Consider the following 22,009-nt stretch of genomic DNA (forward strand, 5'->3'; position numbering starts at 1 on the left):
GCGAGCAGTTTGCTCCGGCGTCCCTCACTACCACGAATGATCGGTCGTGACATCGAGCTTGGGATGCGAACCGGTAGCCTTCATGCAGAAAGTGCCTTCCAGCAGAGTCAACGAGACTCTCGACGAGTCTTGTCGTCCCTGTTCGGAAGGCACTTTCGCGTTCACGGCATGGTGGCCGCCTTCATGCAAGTGAAGGCGTGAGGCTAGCGGAAGTTACACTCCCAGAAGCTGCACCAGTATTTCTTTTCCCAGTATCCGGTGGCCTCTTGCGAACCGTCGGGATGGGTATAGGTGAACCGGGCGCGCATGGTCGAGTCCCAAGCTCCGACGAGGTCCCTGGGGAAGTTGAAGAGGAGGCTCTTCCTGGTCCCATCGTCAGGGAGGATCTCTCCTAGAGAGGCGTCGTACGCCCCGGAGGCCGTCGTTACCCCACTGCGTGAAATTTCGATCTTCGTTCCTTCCGGGAGTCCCTTGCCGTTCTTCCAGGAGAAGGTGAAGTACGCCCACGTGGCATGGATTTCAAGGTTCGCGTCCGGTGGCGAGTGAAGAACCGACCGGTCCACCTTGGTGTACTGGCCGCCGGTGAAGACGAAGTTCTCCATCGGCCTGTCCGGGTTCTGAACGAATCCCTGAACCTCATTCTTCCCGGTGTATGCGCCGATTTCCGGCCAGCGTTCGGCGTTTCTTTGCACCGATGCCGTTTCCCGGTCCGTGAGTTCGTTGTTGAGGCAGATCTGGTTGCTGTATTTCCCGGAGAACATCTGGAAGCAGTCAGCGACCCCAGGAATAGGACGGACGGCGTCGATGCGCTTCGATCCTGACTTGGTGAACAGACCCTTCAGAGACTGCCACTCGTCAAGGCTCTTGGGCCCGCTGACAAGACGTACGCTCTCGTTGCCCTTGTCGTCTCTGTCCACCTTGGTCCGGGCCCAGTGTTCGCCGGAGAAGACATACAGTTCGCCGGGGTGTCCAGGGACCCTCATGCCGGCGGTGATCCGCGAGTCCCGTGACGCAGTGAACAGCGAGCCCAGACCGCTCCACTGTTCGACGGTCTTGCGCACGGGGTCCGAGTCGGAAGCCAGGATCTCCGTTTCCCAGTCGACGCGCCTGACCAGGACACGGCGCATGTTGCTGCCGGAGAACAGCCAGTAAGCGCCGTCCTCGGCCGCGTCGGGTATGGCGCCGTCGATCTGCTTGGACGATCCGTTCGCGCCAAGCAGCTCCTCGATGGCGCGCTTGCTGGTCTGCGGGTACATCCGACGCTCGGGGGTTTCCGCCTTCCATGTCTGGCGTCGGGCGTCTCCGTCCGCTGTCCAGGTGGTGACGTCACCCGACGGTCCGCCTACATCGAGGTACTGCCCTGTGGCGAAGTTCTTGATGCGGCCCTTGTCGTCGGGCAGCCACCGCTGCTCAGGGGCGTTCTTGTGGGTGCACGGAGTCACAGAGACGGGGTCGCCCTTGTTCTTGCCTCCGGCGAGACACAGCACTCCTTCGAGGTTGGTGATGCGCCCGGTACTCCGGAAGAAGAATTCCTGCCGGGAGGAGTCGTTGATGCGCTGCTTGCGTGTAGCGGTTCCGCCCTCCACGTCGAAGTGCAGGTACTGCTTCCCGATGTCCGACTCGCTGTAGAGACGGAACGGTTTGCCAATCGTCAGAAATCCCGGGTCGGTGAGACCGAAGTTCTCCAGAACGTCTTCGACCTCCTGGACGGTGACACCGGGCGGAGCCTTCGAAAGCTTCTCAAGGGCCTCCTTCTTCATGGCAACCGCGTCGTCGTGGCAGGGGTTGCTTCCATCTGGCATGCTGCGCCCGCACCAGATTCCCAGATTGATTCCGTTGACGCGGTCGATATACGCCTTGTTGAACTGCTGGCCTTTCTCTTCCTTCCAGGCCGCGTTCATGCTGTCGGCGATCGTCTTGGCCGCAGCGTGGCGCACGATGTCCGGCGTCTTTGCTGTGAGGGCGTCCACCGCGGCGTCGGCGTCCTTGGATGCCTCGGTGCCTGCCCCGTCACTGGTCTTGGGTACAGGGTAGGCGCCGCTGTCGGTGGAGACCGTAGCCGCGTTCGCGGTCGCCTTCACCGAGGCTCGCTGGAATTCGACGGCCTGGAGGAAGCTGACGGCCATGGCAACGACCTGGGTTCCCCCTTCCTTGGACAGCCAGCCCTTGTCCGGGTCCTGGAGGTAGTCCATCAATGCTTTGTGCCAGTCGGCGTCCCGCCCCTCCGGCGCCTTGGCCACGTCCTCCCAGCGGTGGAAGTCATCGGTGATGAGCTGCGAGGTGATGTGGTACGCCATGGCCACGGCGAAGGCCGGTCCTCCGATCCCTTCGACTCCGGCCATCTCCAGGAACCCGGCAAGGGTGGCAGCGGCATCGACGCCGAGTCCCGCGAAATCCTTGTGTTCGACGTCGACCGCCAGGTTCAGGATGTCGCCTACACCCGGGATGATCGCCGCGATGGCGGCGGCCTTGTCCAGGTCCGTGGAGTCCTCGGCGAACGCACTGTAGATGCCGTGGAGGTAGAGGACAGCTCCGCCTGCGGTCTTCACGCGCTCCCACGCGAGTTCACCGTTTTTGCCGGCGAGTTGCGTGCGCGTCTTCTCATACGGCACGTAGAAGACCGCAGGGTCCTTCAGCGACGTCCCGAGATCTTTGGAGAGCTTGATCTCGGAAACCCCGCCGGCGCCGGCCAGTTTCTTTTTCACCAGCTGCTCGGCATCGCTGCGGATTTCGGTGCGCAGCTTGTCCCAGTCCACGGTCTCCAGACACGACGCTGTCCCGGACTTGGCACACAGCTCCTTGGCACGCTCCCGCGCCCGGCCCTGCCACTTCTTCCCCGCCTCAATAGCCTCCGCACGCGCCGGCTCCCGGCCCGCAGTGCTGTCCAGCGTCTTGCCCAGGGCTGCCACCGGCTTGCCGGAATCGCCGAGGGCCTCGGCCAGGCTGGTCAGTGCCGTGCGGGCCTCCGCCAGCTTGCCGCCATCGACCTTCCCTTCCGAAACGGCGGCTTCCAGCTTTTCGCGGGCCGCCTTGGCCTTCTGGCGGACCTCCGCGGAAACATCCGCGGAGTTCTCCAGAGCGCCTGCTGCCTCGGCTGCAGCCTTGGCGGAGGCGGCCACATTCTTCTCACGTTCCAACGTGTCGAGGGCCTCGGCGGACTGCTTCACGAAAGCCAGCTCCGTGCACTTGCCCCCCAGGCCCTTGGCAGGCGCGGTACTCGCCAGGAGCTTGGGAAGCGAACAGGAGTACATCATCTCTTCTGCTTCGACGTAGCCCTTGCGACCCGGGCTGAATTTCTTGACCAGCTCCGGCTTGTTCCCCTTCACCATCTCCCAGGGAACGATGAGTTCGTACCGCTCGGCGCCGAGATTGTCCGTGGTGCCGTCCTTCATCTTCAGGACGGTTTTCTTCTCTGCGAGGGAATCCATCAGCGGGGCGTCGGCACCAACGTCGAACTCGTCCTTGATGCGCTGCAGCCGTCTGCGCTCGAACTGCTCGTCGGTTTCACCCTGCTGCTTCGCCATGTCCACGGTGGCCACGGTGAGGGGACCCGGCAGGTCCACCTTCACCACCCCGCCGGCAGACATCCGCATGCCCTCCTCGCTGACGCTGTACCCGGCGGCGTGGCTCTCGGATTCTCCGAGGTAGAACGCCTTCCAGTTCGGGTCGTCGTTCCCGGCGCTGCCATGACGCTCGATCCCGTCCAGGACGCTGTCCACGTCCCCGGCCTTGACGCCGTGGAAGCCTTCCAGCTTCTCCACCACCTTCCGGGTGATGGCGCCCACCGCGGGATCGCGGTCCGCGACAGGCAGGCGCAGCGGGGTCTCCGGATGTTCCTGCCGAACACGGCGGACTTCCTCGACGCGGCTTCGTGTCTCCTGCGTCACCTCCTCCGGTCGGCCGTCGGCGCTGCACACCACCGGCTGACGGCGGCCAAAGAAGCGCGAGCATGCCTGCACCGCACTGGACAGGACCTTCTTCCCGGTTTTCTCCCCGGCCTTCTCCAGCCTCCTCCTAAGGGCTTGAGGGTCCTTCAGGTCACGGGCGGCTATGGTCTCGCCAGGGGGCACCGCAACGAATTCACCGGCCACCTCCGCTCGAGGCTTCCCCCACGCCTTCGCCATTTCTTCCTCGGGCAGGGCATAGTGCGGCCGCGCACGCCAGCCGTTCTCGTCAGCCAGGCGGGTCTCGCTACTGGGGTAAGTCTGATAGCGGCCTGTCTGTACGTCCTGCAGTGCCTTCTTCACGGCCTCATTGGGGGCCTGTGCTATCGCCTTGACGATTGCTTGATCCGATGCCTCGACGGGAGCCATCTTGAGCTGGGTGCTGGCGCCGGATTTCGAGGCGACGGTGACGTACTTCAGGGCGTCGTCCCCACCGTTCGTCCTCACCTCCTCCCCGGGGATAACGACTGTGGCGGACCTTTCCGAACCGTCGGCGGCTTTGAATCTCACCTCCACCTCGACGTTCCATCGAGGACCGTCGAGCAATGTCCCCTGCAGGTAATGGGAGACATGGACCAGCTCATGTCCGATCAGCTGGGTCTCATGGATAGCGATAGGCGTCCGGTCAGGCAGATAGCCGAAGAACACCTTCTCCTCGTCGGGCATGGCGACCATGCCTTCGGACCCGTTGGAGTTGTTGGCGCGGCCACGGTCGATGGCATTCGCCACTGGTTCGGAGACGACCGCGTTCTGCCGCAGATCGTCGGCGAGAGCCTTGTCCGCCTCCTCCGCCTCCTTCAGCCTCTTTTTCAGTGCGTCGGGCCACTGCGTTTCGTCGGCCGGCATGCCCCGGTAGAACAACGTGGTGACAGCGTCGTGACCGAAAGCCGGCTTCGCCGAGCCCGTCACCACATCGATCGGCCGCATACGGCCGATCCCCTCCAACAGCTGCCTCCCCTCCGTGCTGGAGGCAAGTTCCCCAACGGCAGCTTCGACTCGCCGTACGAACGCCTCGGCCTTCTCCGCTTCCGCCCCCTCACTGCCCACAGGCAACGTGTGCCCGCCGGCGGCACCGGTGTACCTGTCCCACAAGACAGCTATTCCCGACGGCGAGTCCGGAATCGCGATGCGGTATGCCTTGGCCTGCTTCCCGTTCGGCAACGTCACCGTCACCTCTGAACGGCTTGAGCCAGCCTTCGGCTTGTCGGCATCAGCGACGGCTGCCGCAAGAGCCTTGCCGAATGCTACGAAGTCAGGTGAAGGTGCCGCAGGCGTTGCGGCCGACGCCGCCGGGGCGATGCCTCCCACAAGGATGGCTGTAACGAGTGCGCCGACCAGCGGCACTCGCGTCGATCTCTTAAAAACCGGTCTATCCACTTCTCTCGACCCGTCACAAAAAACCAGCCGACGCCGCCCACCACCCAGATCGGAGGAAGGCGGCGCCGGCTGCCGCGACAGGCATGTTCACTGCGATACAAGACCGAGGAAGGACGGAAGAACCGCCGCCAGGGCCAGGGCATCGCCCATGGCTCATGAGACGCCCACACGAAGGTGCCGGCCCTACCGACCGACACCTGCACTACGCCCCTGCACCCCTCAACACTCGGTCATGCGTTGGCAAAGAGACCTTAACAAGGAAGATGCGGTTTAGCGCACAACAAGACCTTTTTGCCCGATATCGTCGAAGTGTTCTGACTCCTGGCGCCTCTCTGCTGCGACCGGAGGCCGCCATCGAACGCAACCGGCAACTAAGCAGTGTCTGGTGGCTCTTTGGTGAGGTCGCGGAGCCAGATCATGATGGCGGCGGTGGCCAGGGTGCCGTGGAAGATGTGGTCGCGTTTGTCGAAGCGGGTCGCAACTGCCCGGTGCTGCTTCGGTTTGCTGACGCAGCGTTCCACTGTGTTGCGTTTGCGGTACGGGTCGCGGTCGAAGGCCGGGGGACGTCCTTCGGCCCGGCCGCGCCGGAGGCGGTTGGTCTTCTGGTCGTCCGGTTCGGCGATCGTTGCCTTGATGTGGCGTTGCCGCAGGCAGGCGCGGTTGGCCCGACTGGAGCAGGCCTTGTCCCCGCGGACCCGGTCCGGCCGGGTGCGCGGGCGTCCTGTCCCGGTCCGGGCCACCTTCAGTGTCTGCATCAGCGGGATGAACAGGGGGCTGTCCCCGTGCTGGCCGGGCGGGGTCAGCCAGACCAGGGGCCGGCACCGGTCGTCGGCCGGCAGATGGACTTTGCAGGTCAGTCCGCCTCGGGAGCGTCCCAGGGCCTCACGGCCATCTGCCTCCTCACGGGAGCCGCCCCTTTTTGCGGGTGGTCCAACGGCGGCCGGTGCCGTGCCCCGGCGGCGTGCTGGTGGGCCCGGCAGGAGGTGGAATCGGCATTGACCGTCCACGAACCGTCCGCGTCCCGGGCGGTGGTATCGGCTCCGGCCTGGAGGGCGTGCAGGATTCTCGCCCAGGTGCCGTCGGCCGACCAGCGGCGGTGGCGTTCGTACACAGTTTGCCAGGGGCCGTAGCGTTCGGGCAGGTCACGCCAGGGAATTCCGGTCCGGGTCCGGTACAGGACACCGTTGACCACGGTGCGGTGACCGGCCCACCGCCCACCTGGCCCGCCCACTTCGGGCAGCAGCGAAGCGATGCGTTCCCACTGAGCGTTGGTCAGTTCATGCCGCCGCACCATGCCTGGCTCCTGCCCGGAGCGGCAACAGATCCACCACCCGGGCAAGAGCCATCAGACACTGCCTAGCGCGTTGCCTGGCGCGGGACCAGGTCCAGGGACGGTTCCGCGTCCAGCAGGGCCAGTTCTTCCGATGCCGCCAACTCGCCCGGAAACGAGCCCAGGAGCCGGTACGCACGTACGGCCGCGTCCAGGTGGCGGGCCGCCGGCCCGGTGCGGTGCAGGGTGCGGCACTGGCGGCCCAGTGCCAGGTGGGCCCGGGCCGTCAGGGCGAGGTCGTCCGCCGTGGCCGCTGCCGTCAGTGCCGCCCGCAGGCGGCGGTCCGCCTCGTCGAAGTGGCCGTCGGCCGCCGCGAGTTCGCCCAGGCCCAGCAGGGCCGCCGCCTCCCCCGCCGGGTCGCCCTGCTCCCGTGCCAGCCGCAGCACCTGGCGGTACGCGGCCGCCGCCTGGGTGAAACGCTCCTGCCGGGCGTGGGCACCGGCCAGCCGGCACAGGGCCCGGACCGCCTCGCGCCGCTCGCCCCCGCGCGTCCCGAACAGCAGGGCGCCGGCGCGGTCGCGCGCCTCCTGCCGGTCGTGGGCCGGGTCCTCCGTCTCCGCACGTTCCCGCGCGTAGAGCCGCAGCAGCCCGGGGAGGCGGTAGCGCTCGCTGCCGTCGGTGCCGGTACCCGCATAGGTGAGCAGATTCACCGCGGCCAGCCGTTCCAGCAGGTCCTCCGCCGCGGCCACCGGCATGCCCAGCAGGACACCCGCCGCCCATGCGGTGACGTCCGGTGTGTCCAGCAGGGCGAGCCTGCGGTAGGCCCGGGCCGCGTCCGCGGGCAGGCGGTGGTAGCTGCGCCCGAGGCTGGTGCGCAGGTCGAGGCCGCCGAGGGAGAGTTCGTCCAGTCGGCGCCGCTCGTCGGCGAGCCGGCCGGTCAGCAGGCCGACGGACCATTCCGGCCGGGCGGCCAGGCGACCCGCGGCGATGCGCAGCGCGAGCGGCAGACCGTCGCACAGCGCGCACAGCCGCCGTACCGCGTCCTGCTCGGCGGCGCAGCGCTCCTCCCCCGCGATCCGGCCGACGAGCGCGGCCGCCTCCGGTCCGGGCAGCGGGCCGAGGTCGACCAGGACGGCGCCCTGGGCGACGGCCGTGTGGTCCGCCTGCCGCCTGCTGGTGACCAGGACTCGGCTGCGTCCGCCGCCCGGCAGGAACGGCAACACCCAGGACGGGTCAGGGGCGTTGTCGAGCAGGACGAGGACGCGGCGACGCGCCAGCGTCGCGCGGTAGAACGTCGCACGCCCTGCCGGGTCCTCCGGGACCGGAGTACCGAGGGCGCGCAGGAGGCGGCCCATCAGGGCGTGGACGGCGGCCGGGCCGTCGTCGTGCGCGGCGAGGTCCGCGTAGAGCACGCCGTCGGGGAAGGCCGGGGCGGAGCGGTGCGCCCAGTGCACGGCGAGCCCGCTCTTGCCCACGCCTGCGGGGCCGGTCACCAGTGCCCCGTAAGGAGCGCGGGGACCTGTGCGCTCGGCCACGAGCGCGTCCAGGCTGCGCAGTTCCACTCCCCTGCCGGTAAACGCCAGTACGTCGGGCGGAAGTTGGGCCGCAGCCGCACGGGCCCGTACGGCAAGCCCCGGCTCCGCCTTGGCCGCCGGCGACGGCACATCACGCAAGACGGTGTAGTAGAGGGCCCGTACGGCCGGTCCGGGTTCCCGGCCGAGTTCCGCGGTGCAGCGGCGCCGCCAGGCCCGGAATTCCTCGGCCGCCTCGGCGGGCCTGCCGGAACGGTACTGCGCCAGCATGAGGTTGTGCCGCAGCTGTTCGTCCAGCGGGTGGTCGCGGACGGCGGCCGTCAAGGCCGGGACGAGCTGCCGGTGCCGGCCGGCTTCGAGCTCGGCGCCGCTCCAGGCCGTGCAGACCTCCAGGTGCCGTGCACGCAGCCGGTCCCCCTCGGCCCCGGCCGCCACGGGCCCGTGCCACAGGTCGAGGGCGCGCCGGTAGAGCCGGCCGGCCGCGTCGAACGCGCCCTGGCCCGCCGCTTCGCGCGCGGCGGCGACCAGGGCGTCGAAGGTGCCGACATCCGCGCGGACCGCCTCGGCGGGGATCCGGTAACCGGCGGAGCCGCCCAGGACGAGCGGGCCGCGGTGGCCCGCGGCGCGAAAGGCCGCGCGCAGGGCCAGGACGTGCAGGGCGGTGCGGATCCGCGCCGAGGCCGGCGGCCGGCCGCCCCACAGTGCGCCCGCGAGTTCGGCGGCGGAGACCTCCCGGCCGCGCGCCAGGACGAGCAGGGCGAGGACGGTGCGCTGCGCGCGGCTGCCGATGCCGACCGGTGTGCCGCCGACGCGCACGGACAGCGGTCCGAGGAGGGTGACGCACACCTCCTGCGGCCCGCCCGGTCGCCGTACCGCCGTGATGTCGCCGAGTTCGCTCATGTCTGCCCCCGTCGTCCGCGGCCGGGCGGCCGCGCACCGTCGTTCCCCGCGAGGCGGCGCACTCGCGGGGTGGTTCCCCCGTGCCGGGGAGTGTCCGGCGCCCCATCGCGCCCCGTCAGGGGCGCGGGGAACTGCGCGATCAGCCACCGACGGCCTGCAGCCGACGCGGCAGCCCAGAGGTCCGGGGCGAAACCCCGAGAACCTCGACTGCGGGCGCGTCGTTGCCGGTCGCGCAGTTCCCCGCGCCCCTGACGGGGCGACGCCCCATCGACCCCCTGGCCGACAGGCCGTCACATGGCTCTGCGCTCCAGCTCGATGGCGAACCGCAGCCAGGTCTCGGCGGTGTGCCGGGCGGCCTGGGCCACCATCGTGCGGCGGTGTGCGGGCACGCTCTCCAGCAGCCGGCGCCATCGCTCGCCGCCCATGGCGTTGGCGCTCAGCAGGTGCAGCAGGGTCCGCCCGCCCTCGGTGAAACGGAGCGAGGGGTCCTTGCGCAGCTTGGGCAGGGGTGCGCCGCCGGTCTCGTCCTGCGCGCCGTCGGCGGTGGCCTTCGGCGCCACCGGGGCGGGGCGGCGAGGAGTGTGTAACGTTATCTCGGCGGCGAGCCGGCTCTCCGCGTCGCGCAGCTTCTTGGGCACCGGGTCCTGGCCCATACGCATCCGCTCGCGCACGTCCCGCGCGGTGCCGAGGGCTATGCCCGCGACGTCGGCTATCTCGCGCAGGGTGGCCTGCGGCTTGGCCTCGATCAGGGCGCGGGCGCGGCGGCGGCCCTCGGCGGCGTTGAGCGGGCGGACCCGGCCGTCCCGGCCGGTGCGGGCGTTCACCTGAGCGGCCTCGCCCGCGGCGCGCTTGCGGAGGGAGGCGACGGTGCTGGCGGAGAGCCCGGCGGTCGACGCGATGAGCCGGTCCGACCAGTACGGGTGGGTGTGGATGATGCGGGTGGCGGCGGCCGCGCGGTCGGCCTGGGTGAGCGGCAGCCCCTGAAGGGTGTTCAGGCGGACCGCGTGGACGAAGGCGTCGTCCTCGCTGCCGTCGAAGAAGCGGGCCGTGATGCGCTCGTCGCCGCGCAACCGGGCCGCCCGCAGCCGGTGCATGCCGTCGACGACGCGCATGCTGGCGCGGTGCACGACGATCGGCGGGAGCGGACCTTCGACCCCGGCGAGCGTCTGGACGTGCCGGGGATCCTCACCCGCCACCCGGGGCGAGTGGGATGGCCGCAGGGAGCCGATCGGGAGCACGACCGTCCGCTGCGCCTCCAGGCCGCCCGGGTAGCCGTCCTCCGTCCCGTCCTCCATGCTGCCGGCCGTCTCTGCTGTCGTCGTCTGTCCACACGTCGTCACGACATCCCCCATCCAGAAGAACCCTCCTGCCGGGCGACGGGACCGCGCGACGGGGAAAGCCTGGTAACCGCCCCCGCCAACTGGTGATTGATCGCCGGAGCAGGGCGTCCAACACCAGTCGATCCAGTCGCCACCAGGACGCTATGGAGCGATCGCCACCGCTGTCAACCGCATTACGGGCGCGGGCACATGGACCTGGTCGGCGACCCTTACGCTAGATTGACCGCGGGGAGGGAGGTGGAATCATGAACGAACCGGACACCACGGACGAGCACACGCTCGCCGACAAGCTGAATCACCTTTTCCGGACAGTGGTGCCGGCCGGCCGGGAGCCGTACACCACCGAGGAGGTGGCCCGCTCGATCACGGCGGGTGGCGTGCCGATCTCCGGCAGTTACATCTGGCTGCTGCGCAAGGGCCAGCGGAACAACCCGACACTGCGTCACGTGGAGGCGCTCGCGAAGTTCTTCGGCGTGCCTCCGGCGTACTTCTTCGACGACCGGGTCACGGCCGCCGTCAACGCCGACCTCCGACTGCTGGTGGCTCTGCGGGACACCCAGGTGCAGCGCGTCGCCCTGCGGGCGGCCGGGCTCTCCCCCGAGAGCCTGCACTCGATCAACGAAGTGATCGAGCGGGTACGGGAGCTGGAGGGTCTGCCGACCGCTCCGCCCGAGAGGCACTCCTAGCGGCCTCCACCGGGCCCGCCAGGGCTCGCTCTCGAACACCGTGATCGCCCCGGCGGAGCAGGCCGGGACGGACACGGCAGCCATGGGACAGATGCGGGGGACCACGCCGTGAACTTCAAGAGGCTGCACCGGCGAAGCCTGGAGCTGGTCCGCAGCCTGGACATACCGTCACCGTTCGACATCTGGGAGCTGTGCGGGCGCGTGGCCGAGCGGCACGGCCGCCCGATCCGCCTGGAGCCCGTCCGGTTGCCCGTGGACGGGCCCTGCGGACTCTGGATCTCGGCGACGGACGTCGACTACATCTTCTACGAGCAGGACACCAGCCAGCTCCACCAGGAACACATCATCGCCCACGAGTTGGGGCACGTGATCTGCGGGCACAAGGAGAACGCGGTCCTGGGCGAGGAGACGTCCCGGCTGCTGCTGCCGAATCTCGACCCGCGGATGGTCCAGGGCGTCCTGGCCCGCACGTACTACACCTCGGCCGAGGAACAGGAGGCCGAGATGGTCGCGTCGCTGATCCTCCAGGAGGCCAACCGGCCTCCCCTGGAACGCAACTGGACCGTGCCGCGCGAGGCGGCCGAGAGCGTGCAGCGTCTGGACCGTTCGCTGCGCAACACCGCACCCTCCCCCCAGGACGACCTGTGATACCTGCGTTCCACCTGCTCGGCGCCGTAGCCGCCTGGGCGGGCCTGTTCTACAAGTGCCGTGCCCTGCGCCGGAATCCCGGTGACCGCGCCCTGCTCGCGCTGTGCGCGGTCTTCGCGCTGTCGGGGCTGAGCTTCTTCGTCTCGCTGCCGTACGTGTGGGTGCTGGTCGACCGGCTGGCCGGAGTGCCCAACATCGCCGCGCTGCTGGCGCAGAGCTGCGTCGTCGCCCTGATCGTCGGCCAGCAGACCGTGCTCACCTACTGGGCGCGCCCGCCGGAGACGGCGCGGCGGCTGGTCCGCTGGCAACTGGGCTTCTGCGCCACGGCCGTTGCGGCGCTGGTCGTGCTCTTCTGCCTGCTCACCCCGGCCCGCCAGCGGCCGAAGGACTTCACGCTCTACTACGTCCACGACCCGTACTACATCGCCTACTTGTCCGTCTACATCGGCATCTACCTGGCCGGGGAGATCAACGTCGTCCGCGCCTGCTCCCGCTACGCCCAGGTGGCCGGGCGGACCTGGCTGCGGTGGGGCCTGCTGGTCACGGCGGCCGGCGCGTTCCTGACCCTCGGCTACGGGGCCGTCCGGGCCGGGAACGTCCTCGGCATCGCCTTCGGCTTCGACCTGCGCGCGTGGGAGACCACGGCCTGGGTGTGCGGGGACGTCGGCTCCGCGCTGACCCTGGTCGGCTGGACGCTGCCGGGCTGGGGGCCGCAGGTGGCCGCGGCCGGGCGCTGGGTGACGGCCTACCGGCGCCACCGCCGGCTGTACCCCCTGTGGTCGGAGCTGCACCGGGCCGTCCCGACCATCGCGCTGGCGCCCGCGCGCAGCGCGCTCGCCGACCGGCTGGCGGTGCGGCAGCTGGAGTTCCGCCTCTACCGCAGGGTCATCGAGATCCGCGACGGGCAGCTCGCCCTGCGCGCCCATGCCGCCCCGGAGACCGTGGCCGCGGCCCTGCGCGACGGCGCCCGGGCGGGCCTGTCGGGCGACGCGCTCAGCGCCCACGCCGAGGCGGCGCGGATCAGGGCGGCGCTGACGGCCCGGGCGCAGGGCCGTCCCGTGCCCGCCGACGGGCCCGGGGCCCTGGACCACTGCCCGGCGCACCCCGACCTCGCGGCGGAGACCGCCTGGCTGGTGCGGGTGGCGGAGGCGTTCCGCTGACATGGACGGGACGGGACGTTGATAGCGTCCTGCCGACGATCACCATCCGACCGGGAGGACCACTGTGCCGGAGCACGAGCTCGCAACCACCTCGCTCGGCAAGTCCGTTGACATCTACCACCCCGAGGGCGTCACCGCCCCCGCCGCGCCGACGGTGCTGCTGTGGCACGGCTCCGGGCCCGACGAGCGGGACGTGATGGAGCCGCTGGCGCGGGCGGTGGCCGCGCAGGGCGTCGTCGTGCTCGTGCCCGACTGGCGTGCGGACGCGGCGGACGGCGGGCAGGCCGAGCTGCTGGACTCGCTGGCCTTCGCCCGCGATCACGCCGCCGACGGCCGGCTCGTCGTCGCCGGCTGGTCCGCGGGGGCCCCGGCGGCGCTGGGGGTCGCGCTGCGCCCGGAGACGGCCGGGGGCCGGCGGCCCGCGGCGGTCGTGGGCATCGCGGCCCAGTACGACCGCCCGGCGCGCACGACGGGCACGGTGCTGTTCGACGACCTGGCCGCCGGCCGGACGGCGGACGTGCCGGTGCCGGTGCGGCTGGTGCACGGCACGCAGGACACGCTGGAGGACGTGGCGTACTCGCGGAAGTTCCGCGCCGCGCTCGTGGAGCACGGCTGGGCGGCGGAGCTGACGGAGATCCCCGCCGACCACGCCGGGTCGATCATGACGGAGTACGACCCCGCCGCGCACCGCTGCCGCGAGAGCCGGGACCCGGCGGTGCGGGAGGCCGGGGCGATGACGGCGCGGGTGATCGCGGAGACCGCGCTCGGGATCTGAGCGACGTTTCCGGGGGCCGCGCCCCGTAAGGGGCGCGGGGAACTGCGCGATCAGCCACGACGGACCCGCAGTCGACGTACCCGGGGCTGCGCCCCGGACCCCTGGGGTGGTGCGTCGGCTGCGGGCCGGTGGGGGCTGGTCGCGCCCACGCGGCGGAGCCGCATATGTCACGGCCCCGCGCCCCTTCGGGGCGCGTGGTGCCGGACGGAGGGCGTCAGCCGGTCACCCGGTCCCCGCGCAGGAGCCCCGAGCCCTCCGGCACGGCGGCCGGGTCGCTGCCGAGGTCGGCCACCTTGTTGTGCTCGTCGACGAAGACCACGCGCGGCTCGAAGGCCTTGGCCTCGGCGTCGTCCATGGAGCCGTAGGCGATGACGATGACCAGGTCGCCCGGGCTGATCAGCCGCGCGGCCGCACCGTTGATGCCGATCACGCCCGAGCCCCGCGGGCCCTCGATCACATACGTGGACAGCCGGGCGCCGTTGTTGATGTCGACGATGTCGACCTTCTCGCCGGGCAGCAGGTCGGCGGCGTCCATGAGGTCGGCGTCCACGGTCAGCGAGCCGACGTAGTGCAGGTCCGCCTGCGTCACGGTGGCCCGGTGGATTTTGGACTTCATCATGGTGCGGTACATCGAGGAACTCCCGGAAGGTAGGCTCCCTGCCTGCGTTCTTGCAGGTCAAGGGCGTTCCCCGCAGTTTACCGCCCCGAGGTCCGCAGGCCGCGCCCCCGGTCCACCACCCCGGACGGCGCAAGGCGGGTCGCACCGCGGAACGGTCACGCCGCTCCGAGTAGATTATGACGCAGCCCACATCTACCGGTCGGCTGTGAGGAGCAGGGCATGCGCGAAGGCCTGGTCGTCGGCACGAAGTACACCCATCGCTATGTGGTTCCGCCGGACAAGACGGTGCGGCATCTCTACGCCGAATCACCCGAGTTCGCCACCTTCCCCGAGGTGTTCGCCACCGGATTCATGGTCGGCCTGATGGAGTGGACGTGCGTCCGCGCGATGCAGCCGTTCCTGGCTCCGGGCGAGGGCAGTCTAGGGACGGCGATCTCCGTGACGCACTCGGCCGCGACACCGCCCGGGCTCACCGTCACGGCCACCGTGGAGCTTCTGGAGGCGCGCGGGCGGCGGCTCACCTGGCAGGTGACGGCGCATGACGGTCTCGACGAGATCGGCTCGGGGACGCACGAGCGCGCCGTGGTCGACCTGGACCGTTTCACGCAGGGCGTCGAGGAGAAGCTGCGCCGCGCAACGGCGGTTCTCGAATAGGGAATCGGCCGTCCCGCTACCGGCGCACGGGCGGAGTCTCCTCGGCGGGGGCCGCCGCCCTGGCCGGTGCGTCGCGGAGCGCGGGACGCATGACGAACACGGTCAGCAGCGTCACCAGCCCTGCCGCGAGCAGGCACCGCGGGTAGCCGGACGACCCGGCCGACACGGTGAACAGGTAGGGCGCACCGAACCCGATGTAGATGAGCATGTAGAAGATCGCGACGAAGGCGGCCAACTCCCCTTCATCCGCCAGGAGTTCCACCTCTCTCAGCCCGGTCACGAGCAGCATGCCGTAGCTTGCGCCGAGGAGAACGGCGGCCGCGGGCACGGCCGCGACCCAGCCGGTGGCCGCGGCCCCGGCGGCGACGACGAATCCGAGCGTGGCCAGCAGCAGGCCCACGACGGCGGCCCGTGCCGTGCCGCCGCGTGCGGCGAGCCGCCGCGTCATCGGCTGGACGGCGATCCCGGTGCCGAGGGTGAGGGCGGTGACGGCTCCGGTGAAGGCGATGCCGAGCCCGTGGGTGTGCGGGGCGGCCAGCGCCGTCAGGGTGGCGAAGGCGGCGGTCGCCGTGCCGAACACCCACGGCGCCCACACCGCCACGCCCAGCAGGAACCGCTTCCGCCGCGCCGCTCGGGGAGCCCGCCAGGGCGCGGGGTCCCGCTCCGCTGCCGGATCCGGCAGCCACCACGCCAGGGGCGTCACCACGGCCATGATCAGCAGGTGCGGGAGGTACGGCGTGATCCTGGGCAGCGGGAGCCACTGCCCGGCCATCCCGGAGACGAGCGGCCCGCCGCCGAAGCCGGCGGACAGGAAGACGGCCGCCCGGCGCGCACCCGCACCGGCCGGGGCCTGCGCCGACAGCTCCTTCACCCAGGCACTTCCCGCGCTGAATGCGGCTCCCGACGCCACTCCCGCCAGGAAACGTCCCCCGTAGAGGAGTTCGGGCCGCGTTCCTCCCGCCATCAGCACGAGCGTGGCGGTGGAGGACAGCAGCACGACGGGCCGGATGACGGTGCGCCGGCCGCGGCGGTCCGAGTACGGACCGGCGACGAGGAGGGCGGGGATGAGCCCCAGCGCGTACATCCCGAACATCGCCGTGAGGGCCGCCTCGGAGAGCCCGTTCTGCTCGCGGTACACCCGCAGCATGGGCGAGAACTGGTTGGCGCCCCATCCCACGCCGAACATCGCGAGGGCGGCACGCGCCCAGGCCGGGGGCACCTTCGACCGCATGCCCGGCTCCCTCTCGTCGGGAAACGCCAGCAGGCTTGGCGATGCGGCCATGCTAGGCGAGGGCCGTTGGCACGGCCACGCGGTTATGCGCCGTCCGGGCCGAGGCGGGCGGCGTCACTCACTGCACCCCCGTCGCTTTGAGTGAGCGCCGCTCGCGGCGACTGGGACGTTAGCGATCTCGTGCCGAATATGGCAACTCGCTGCACCCGAGTGCAACGTACTGCACTGCCACCCGGCAGCAATACGGACATTTGCTACCGGAGTCCGAACTGTCGCCCGTGCGACTGGATCGCCTCTTGAGCAGGACGTTAAAGTCCTGCGGTCAGGGGGCTGGACGCGAGACGCGCTGGGGAGAAGAACAGTGGTGCAGCAGGGGGGAGACGAGCGCATCCACCGGGCGAAGGCCGAAGTCGCCCGCCGCCTGCGGTACGTGCGACGGCACCACCCCGAAGGGCCCTTCACCCTGGCCGGACTCGCGGAGCGGGCCGGCGTCTCCAAGCGGACCCTCTCCCACGCCGAGTCCGCGGACGGATGCAACCTCACGCTGGAGACGCTGCTCAAGGTCTCGCACAGCCTGGGGATTTCGCGCGACGCCTACTTCCTCGACGAGCAGGTCTTCGAGCAGGTGAACGCGCAACTGGGCGCACAGGGTGAACCGGGCGCACCGGGCGGGCCCGCCGCGCCGGTGGACCGGCTGTCGGGGCTCATCGACGAGATCCTCGCCTCCGCCGCCCAGGCGCAGAACGCCTTACGGGACCTCCCGGCACCCCTTCGGGGCCGGCCGGGCCACGACGACGAACGTCGATGATGGTGATGCGCTGGCGGCGGAGGAGATCCGCGAACGACACGGCACCGGTCCCGTCCTTCCGGCAGCAGTGCGAGGAGCGCGTCCGCGCCCTCGGGCTGCCCGAGGGCGAGTTGACCGTGCAGGCGCTCTGCGCCCACATCGGCGCCTGCCTCGGCCGCACGGTCCACCTGGTGCCGCTGCCGCTGCCCGCGGGCAGTCCGGACGGGATGTGGATCTCGGCGGAGGGCAGCGACTTCATCGCCTTTGAGGCGCGGCTGGCCCCGGTCCACCAGCGCCAGGTGATCCTGCACGAGCTCGGGCACCTGGTCTGCGACCACGAGGCCGCCCCGGTGATGTCCCCCGAGGCGACCCGGCTGCTGATGCCCTCCCTCGACCCCGGCCTGGTGCAGCGGGTGCTGGGGCGCGAGCACGCCCACTCCCCCGCCGAGCGCGAGGCCGAGTTCGTCGGTTCGCTCCTGGGACGGCGGATCGGCACCTGGACACCGCAGCGGACGTGGCAGGTGCCGCCGGAGGCGGCGGAGCTGGCGGCCCGGCTGTCGGCCCTCGAGAGCCCGGCGCACCGGAGCGGAGAAGAAAAGGCGCAATGAACCAGCTCAACAGCATCATGTATCCGGCCTGCGCCGCAGTGAACCTGCTGGCGTTCCTCTACAAACTGCGGATCCTCCGCACGGACCGGTCGCCCGCCCAGTGGGCGCTCGTCGGGAACTTCCTCTTCCCGCTCCTGATCTTCACGGTCTCGACCCCGGCGGTCTGGGTGGCCACCAGCGAGGCCGTCGGCATCCGCAACTTCTCGGGGCTGTTCACCCAGAGCTGCGTGATGCTGCTGACCGCCTGCCAGCAACTCGTCCTGCTGCACCTCACGTACGAGCGCGACGTGGCCTGGCGCAAGGCCGCGCCCCGGCTCGTCGGCATCGGCGCGGTCCTCGTCGTCATGGTGACGCTCTTCTCGGCCGCCACCGAACTGCAGGAGAAGCCGACGGACTTCGCCCTGTCGAAGGCGCAGTTCTACCCCGCGTACCTCACCGTCTACCTGATCGCCTACGCCTGGAACCAGGTCGACGTGTGCCTCCTGTGCTGGCGCTACTCGGGGATCGCCCCGATGCCCTGGCTGCGCCGCGGGCTGCGGCTGGTCAGCCTCACGCTGCCCACCTCGATGCTCTACGCGGGCTGCCGGCTGGCCGACATCGTGGCGGGGCAGTTCGGCACGAGCGGGCACGCCTGGGAGCCGCTGGTGCCCGTCGCGCTCACGCTCAACACCACCGGCCAGGCGATCGGCTGGACCATGCCGGACTGGGGCCGCTCGCTCAGCGCCCTGCGCGAGCGTGCGGAGCTGCTGCGCGCCCACCGCGAACTCACCCCGCTGCACACGGCGTTGACGGCCCACGTGCCCGAGCCGGTCCTGGAGCTGGAGCCGGGCGCCGACCGGCGCACCCGGCTCTACCGCATCGTGATCGAGATCCGCGACGCCCAGTGGGCGCTGCGGGTCTGGATGGACCCGGCGGTCGCCGCGGCGGCGCGCTCGCACGGCACGGAGTCCGGCCTGTCGGGCGACGGCCTGGCCGCCGCGGTCGAGGCGGCCCAGCTCGCCGGGGCGCTGCGGGCCAAGGAGGCGGGCGTGCGGCCCGTCGAGCACGCGAGCACCCCGCTGGCGGCCGGGCCCGAGGACCTGGCGGCCGAACTGGCCTTCCAGCGCGGGCTCGCCCGCGCCTTCGCCGCCTCGCCGGTCGTCACGGCCGCCCTCGAACAGACCCCGCTCACCGCCACCCCGGAGAGGACCGCATGACCCGCCAGGACCGGACCCAGAACCTCCCGCAGCCGTTCGACGCCGCCTTCCTCGCCGACCCGTGGCGTGGCTATGTGCGGCTGCGCGAGGCGGCGCCCGTCCACCGGATCGCGCTGCCGGACGGCTCCCCGGTGTGGCTGGTGCTGCGGGAGGCCGACGTCCGGGCCTGGATCGCCGATCCGCGCCTGTCGGTCAACAAGGCGCGTTCGGGCGTCGGTTACAAGGGCTTCTCCCTGCCGCCGGCCCTGGACGCCAATCTGCTGAACATCGACCCCGAGGACCATCTGCGGCTGCGCCGCCTGGTCTCCCAGGGCTTCACGCCGCGCCGGGTCGAGGACCTGGGCGGGCTCGTGCAGGCGGCGGCCGACCGCCTCGCCGACGGTCTCGCGGCCGACGTGGACGCGCACGGCAGCGCCGATCTGGTCACCGGGTTCAGCAATCCGCTGCCGCTGGTCGTGATCGGCGATCTGCTGGGCGTCCCGGAGGCGGACCGGCGGCCGTTCTCCGAATGGGTCGGCACGATGCTGACGCCCGAGCACCCGGGCCAGGTGGTGGAGGCCATCGGCCGCATCCACCGCTTCCTGGAGGAACTGGTCGCCGCCCGTCGCGCGGCGCCCGGGGACGACCTGCTCTCCGCCCTGATCGCGGCCCGCGACGAGGGCGACCGGCTCAGCGAGGACGAGCTGGTCTCGCTGGCGTTCCTGATCCTGATGGCGGGCAGCGAGAACGTCCAGCACCTCATCAGCGGCGGCCTGCTGACGCTGCTGCAGCACCCGGAGCAGCTGGCCGCACTGCGTGCCGAACCGGAGCTGCTGCCCGGCGCCGTGGAGGAACTCCTGCGGTACGCGCTCCCCAACCAGATGGCCATCCGCCGCTTCCCCGTCGAACCGGTGGAGATCGGCGGCGTCGCCGTCCCGGCGGGCGACACCGTCATGCTGTGCCTGGCCTCGGCCCACCGCGACCCGGACCGCTACCCCGAGCCCGACCGCTTCGACATCCGCCGTGCGGACAAGGCGCATCTGGCCCTCGGCCAGGGCGTCCACTACTGCCTGGGCGCGCCGCTGGCCCGCATGGAGATCCGGATCGCGCTGGAGACGCTGCTGGGCCGCTTCCCGGACCTCGGACTCGCCGTGCCCGCCGGGGAGTTGCAGTGGCGCACGTCGTTCCGTTCGCGGGCGCTCAGGGCGCTTCCGGTCCGCGGTACGGGCCGACGCGGGCGATGAGCAGGGCGACGTCGTCCTGGTCGTTGTCCTCGCGCAGGGCCGTCAGCAGCAGGTCGCAGGTCTCCTCCAGGTCGCGCCGGGGCCCGTCGAGGAGGGCGAGCAGCGCCTCCAGGCGGACGTCGATGGCCTCGTCCCGGGTCTCCACGAGGCCGTCGGTGTAGAGCACCAGCTGGTCGCCGGGCGCCAGGGTCATGCCGATGCTCTCGAAGGGGACGCCGCCGACGCCGAGCGGGGCGCCGGTCGGCAGGTCGAGCAGCTGGGGCCGCTCGCCCGGGCGCATCAGCACCGGGGGCAGGTGTCCCGCGGTGGCGACCCGGCACAGCCCGGCGGCGGGGTCGCAGACGGCGTAGACGCAGGTGGCGATCGTCTGGTCCAGACCACTGGCGGTCTGGTCCAGGTGCTCCAGCACCTGCGCGGGGTCGAGGCCCAGCCCGGAGAGGGTGCGGGAGGCGGTGCGCAGCTGGCCCATGGCCGCGGCCGCGTTGATGCCGCTGCCCATGACGTCGCCGACCACCAGGGCGCTGGCGCCCCCGGACTGCGGGACGACGTCGAACCAGTCGCCGCCCACCTGGCTGGCCGCCCCGGCGGGCTGGTAACGGTAGGCGACCTCCATGCCCTCCGGCTGCTGGGGCCGCTGGGGCAGCAGATTGCGCTGGAGGGTGAGCACGGTGGCGCGCTCGCGCTGGAACCAGCGGGCGTTGTCGATGCAGACCGCAGCCCGGGCGGCGAGTTCGGCGGCGAGGACGACGTCGTCCTCGCCGAACGGCTCGGGGTTGCTGACGCGCTTGAGGTCCAGGGCGCCGAGCACCTCGCCCCGGGCGATCAGCGGGACGGCGATGTAGGAGTGCACCCCGGCCCGCCCCAGCAGGGCGGCGGCCTTCTCGTTGCGGGCGATGCGGCCCAGGTCCCCCGCGCCCACGTGGGGCAGGTGGACGGGGTGGCCGGTGCGCACGCATTGGGTGACCAGGCGGTCGGCGTCGTACTGGGCGATCTGCCCCGTCGGGTCGGCGGCGGCCGCCGCCTCGGTGGCGCCGGGGGTGCGGGCGGCGGCGACGGCCAGGGCGCGGAAGACGGCGTCCCCGTTGCCGGGGGACGGGGGGCTGCCCTGCAGGATGGCGTCCAGGAGGTCGACGGCGGCCACGTCGGCGAGCCGGGGCACGACGACCTCGGCGAGCTCCCGGGCGGTCTGGTCGAGGTCGAGCGTGGTGCCGATGTGCACGGAGGCGTCGGCGATCAGCTGCATGCGGCGGCGGAACTCCTCGATGGCGCGGTGCCGGTCGGTGACGTCCACGACGGAGACGGCGAGGCCCAGCACCCGGCCGCCGGGGTCCTCCAGCCGGTAGTACGAGACCAGCTGTGCCTGCCCGGCGACGGCGCCGCCGCCCGCCAGGCCCACGGCGAGCTGGTCGAGCAGCGGGGTGCCGGTCGCGAGGACGCGGCGCAGGTCGGCCTCGATCTGCGAGACGTCGGCGTGCGGGAGGGCCTCGGCCACGGTCTTGCCGAGGTGTTCCTCGGCCGGGAGGCCGTGCATGCGCTCCAGGGCGGGGTTGACCATCATGTAGCGCAGGTCGGTGCCGAGGACGGCCAGGCCGATCGGGGAGCGGTCGATGAGCTGCAGCGAGAGCGCCAGGTGGCGTTCGACGTCGCGCAGCACCTGCTGGTCGGTGGCGATGCCCAGGGCGTAGCGGTGGCCGTGCTGGTCGTCCAGACGCATGTTGCGGAACTCCAGCAGCAGCGTCCGGCCGTCCTTGTGCAGGGCGGGAAAGACGCCGGCCCAGCTCCTGCCCTCCCCCATCACGTGGGCGAAGAGCCCCAGGACCTCCTTGCGGTGCTGCTCGGCGACCAGCAGCGGGGCCGCGTGCCGGCCGAGCGCCTCGGCGTCCGTCCAGCCGAAAAGGGCCTCGGCCTGCCTGCTCCACAGCACGATCCGCCCGTCCTCGTCGAGCACCACGGCGGCCACGCCCAGCTTGTCCAGGAGGCTTCCGGGCGCGTAGGAGACGGGCCCCTCGGACTCCTGGCCTGCCGGGAGCGGGTCGCTGGTGCCCATCCGGGGTCCTCC

The 22,009-nt window shown here is 71.2% G+C and carries 16 protein-coding genes; 9 read left to right on the plus strand and 7 right to left on the minus strand.

Features of this window, described 5'->3' with window-relative positions; all coding sequences use genetic code 11:
* Positions 1 to 203: 203 nt before the first annotated feature.
* The 4 genes from ACMATS_RS07160 to ACMATS_RS07175 all read right to left on the minus strand — a co-directional run bounded on the left by ACMATS_RS07160 (position 204) and on the right by ACMATS_RS07175 (position 10,363).
* Positions 204 to 5,288: a ricin-type beta-trefoil lectin domain protein gene (locus ACMATS_RS07160; RefSeq protein ID WP_414167336.1), complete on the minus strand. Its 5,085-nt coding sequence runs from the start codon at positions 5,286 to 5,288 to the stop codon at positions 204 to 206.
* A 404-nt stretch (positions 5,289 to 5,692) separates the two neighbouring features.
* Positions 5,693 to 6,615, minus strand: a protein-coding gene (locus ACMATS_RS07165; protein ID WP_414167337.1) for an IS5 family transposase whose coding sequence is annotated in 2 segments (ribosomal slippage) — positions 5,693 to 6,253 and positions 6,256 to 6,615 — 921 coding nt in all. Because the reading frame shifts where the segments join, the coding sequence is not laid out codon by codon here.
* A gap of 62 nt (positions 6,616 to 6,677) precedes the next feature.
* Positions 6,678 to 9,023 carry a BTAD domain-containing putative transcriptional regulator gene (locus ACMATS_RS07170; RefSeq protein WP_414167338.1) on the minus strand — a complete coding sequence of 782 codons (2,346 nt, stop codon included), beginning with the start codon at positions 9,021 to 9,023 and terminating at the stop codon, positions 6,678 to 6,680.
* Between the two features lie 290 nt (positions 9,024 to 9,313).
* A complete protein-coding gene (locus tag ACMATS_RS07175) occupies positions 9,314 to 10,363 on the minus strand; it encodes a ParB/RepB/Spo0J family partition protein (RefSeq protein WP_414167339.1) in 1,050 nt (349 codons plus the stop codon).
* A gap of 245 nt (positions 10,364 to 10,608) precedes the next feature.
* Between ACMATS_RS07175 and ACMATS_RS07180 the strand changes: the two genes are divergently transcribed.
* From ACMATS_RS07180 to ACMATS_RS07195, 4 genes are all read left to right on the plus strand, one after another.
* Positions 10,609 to 11,049, plus strand: coding sequence for a helix-turn-helix domain-containing protein (locus ACMATS_RS07180; protein WP_336415998.1), 441 nt, complete (start codon positions 10,609 to 10,611; stop codon positions 11,047 to 11,049).
* Between the two features lie 108 nt (positions 11,050 to 11,157).
* The gene (locus ACMATS_RS07185) at positions 11,158 to 11,697 is read left to right on the plus strand and encodes a toxin (protein ID WP_390779685.1); all 540 of its coding nucleotides are present in this window, start codon (positions 11,158 to 11,160) and stop codon (positions 11,695 to 11,697) included.
* The gene (locus tag ACMATS_RS07190) at positions 11,694 to 12,857 is read left to right on the plus strand and encodes an MAB_1171c family putative transporter (RefSeq protein WP_414167340.1); all 1,164 of its coding nucleotides are present in this window, start codon (positions 11,694 to 11,696) and stop codon (positions 12,855 to 12,857) included. The genes ACMATS_RS07185 and ACMATS_RS07190 overlap by 4 nt, the downstream gene beginning before the upstream one ends.
* Before the next feature lie 64 nt (positions 12,858 to 12,921).
* Complete coding sequence (locus ACMATS_RS07195; RefSeq protein ID WP_414167341.1) at positions 12,922 to 13,632, plus strand: alpha/beta hydrolase; 711 nt, start codon at positions 12,922 to 12,924, stop codon at positions 13,630 to 13,632.
* A 214-nt stretch (positions 13,633 to 13,846) separates the two neighbouring features.
* Here the strand turns inward: ACMATS_RS07195 and panD are convergent, their stop codons facing one another.
* Complete coding sequence (panD, locus tag ACMATS_RS07200; protein WP_390779688.1) at positions 13,847 to 14,263, minus strand: aspartate 1-decarboxylase; 417 nt, start codon at positions 14,261 to 14,263, stop codon at positions 13,847 to 13,849.
* Between the two features lie 207 nt (positions 14,264 to 14,470).
* Between panD and flK the strand changes: the two genes are divergently transcribed.
* Complete coding sequence (gene flK / locus ACMATS_RS07205) at positions 14,471 to 14,905, plus strand: fluoroacetyl-CoA thioesterase (protein WP_390779689.1); 435 nt, start codon at positions 14,471 to 14,473, stop codon at positions 14,903 to 14,905.
* Between the two features lie 16 nt (positions 14,906 to 14,921).
* Here flK and ACMATS_RS07210 read toward each other — a convergent pair whose 3' ends face one another.
* Positions 14,922 to 16,136, minus strand: a complete 1,215-nt coding sequence (locus ACMATS_RS07210; protein WP_414167342.1) for an MFS transporter — start codon at positions 16,134 to 16,136, stop codon at positions 14,922 to 14,924.
* 364 nt (positions 16,137 to 16,500) lie between these two features.
* Between ACMATS_RS07210 and ACMATS_RS07215 the strand changes: the two genes are divergently transcribed.
* Genes ACMATS_RS07215 through ACMATS_RS07230 form a run of 4 tightly spaced genes read left to right on the plus strand, consistent with a single transcriptional unit; the run spans position 16,501 to position 19,950 of the window.
* Positions 16,501 to 16,944, plus strand: coding sequence for a helix-turn-helix domain-containing protein (locus ACMATS_RS07215; protein ID WP_391154899.1), 444 nt, complete (start codon positions 16,501 to 16,503; stop codon positions 16,942 to 16,944).
* Complete coding sequence (locus ACMATS_RS07220; protein ID WP_390779692.1) at positions 16,941 to 17,531, plus strand: ImmA/IrrE family metallo-endopeptidase; 591 nt, start codon at positions 16,941 to 16,943, stop codon at positions 17,529 to 17,531. The genes ACMATS_RS07215 and ACMATS_RS07220 overlap by 4 nt, the downstream gene beginning before the upstream one ends.
* On the plus strand, positions 17,528 to 18,727 hold the full coding sequence (locus ACMATS_RS07225; protein WP_414167343.1) for an MAB_1171c family putative transporter: 1,200 nt from the start codon (positions 17,528 to 17,530) through the stop codon (positions 18,725 to 18,727). The genes ACMATS_RS07220 and ACMATS_RS07225 overlap by 4 nt, the downstream gene beginning before the upstream one ends.
* A complete protein-coding gene (locus tag ACMATS_RS07230; RefSeq protein ID WP_414167344.1) occupies positions 18,724 to 19,950 on the plus strand; it encodes a cytochrome P450 family protein in 1,227 nt (408 codons plus the stop codon). Before ACMATS_RS07225 ends, ACMATS_RS07230 begins: the two co-directional genes overlap by 4 nt.
* Here ACMATS_RS07230 and ACMATS_RS07235 read toward each other — a convergent pair.
* Positions 19,907 to 21,997, minus strand: a complete 2,091-nt coding sequence (locus ACMATS_RS07235) for a SpoIIE family protein phosphatase (protein ID WP_414167346.1) — start codon at positions 21,995 to 21,997, stop codon at positions 19,907 to 19,909. The genes ACMATS_RS07230 and ACMATS_RS07235 overlap by 44 nt on opposite strands.
* Between the last annotated feature and the right edge of the window lie 12 nt (positions 21,998 to 22,009).

Source organism: Streptoverticillium reticulum, from assembly GCF_047456005.1.
Classification (GTDB): Bacteria; Actinomycetota; Actinomycetes; order Streptomycetales; family Streptomycetaceae; genus Streptomyces; species Streptomyces reticulum.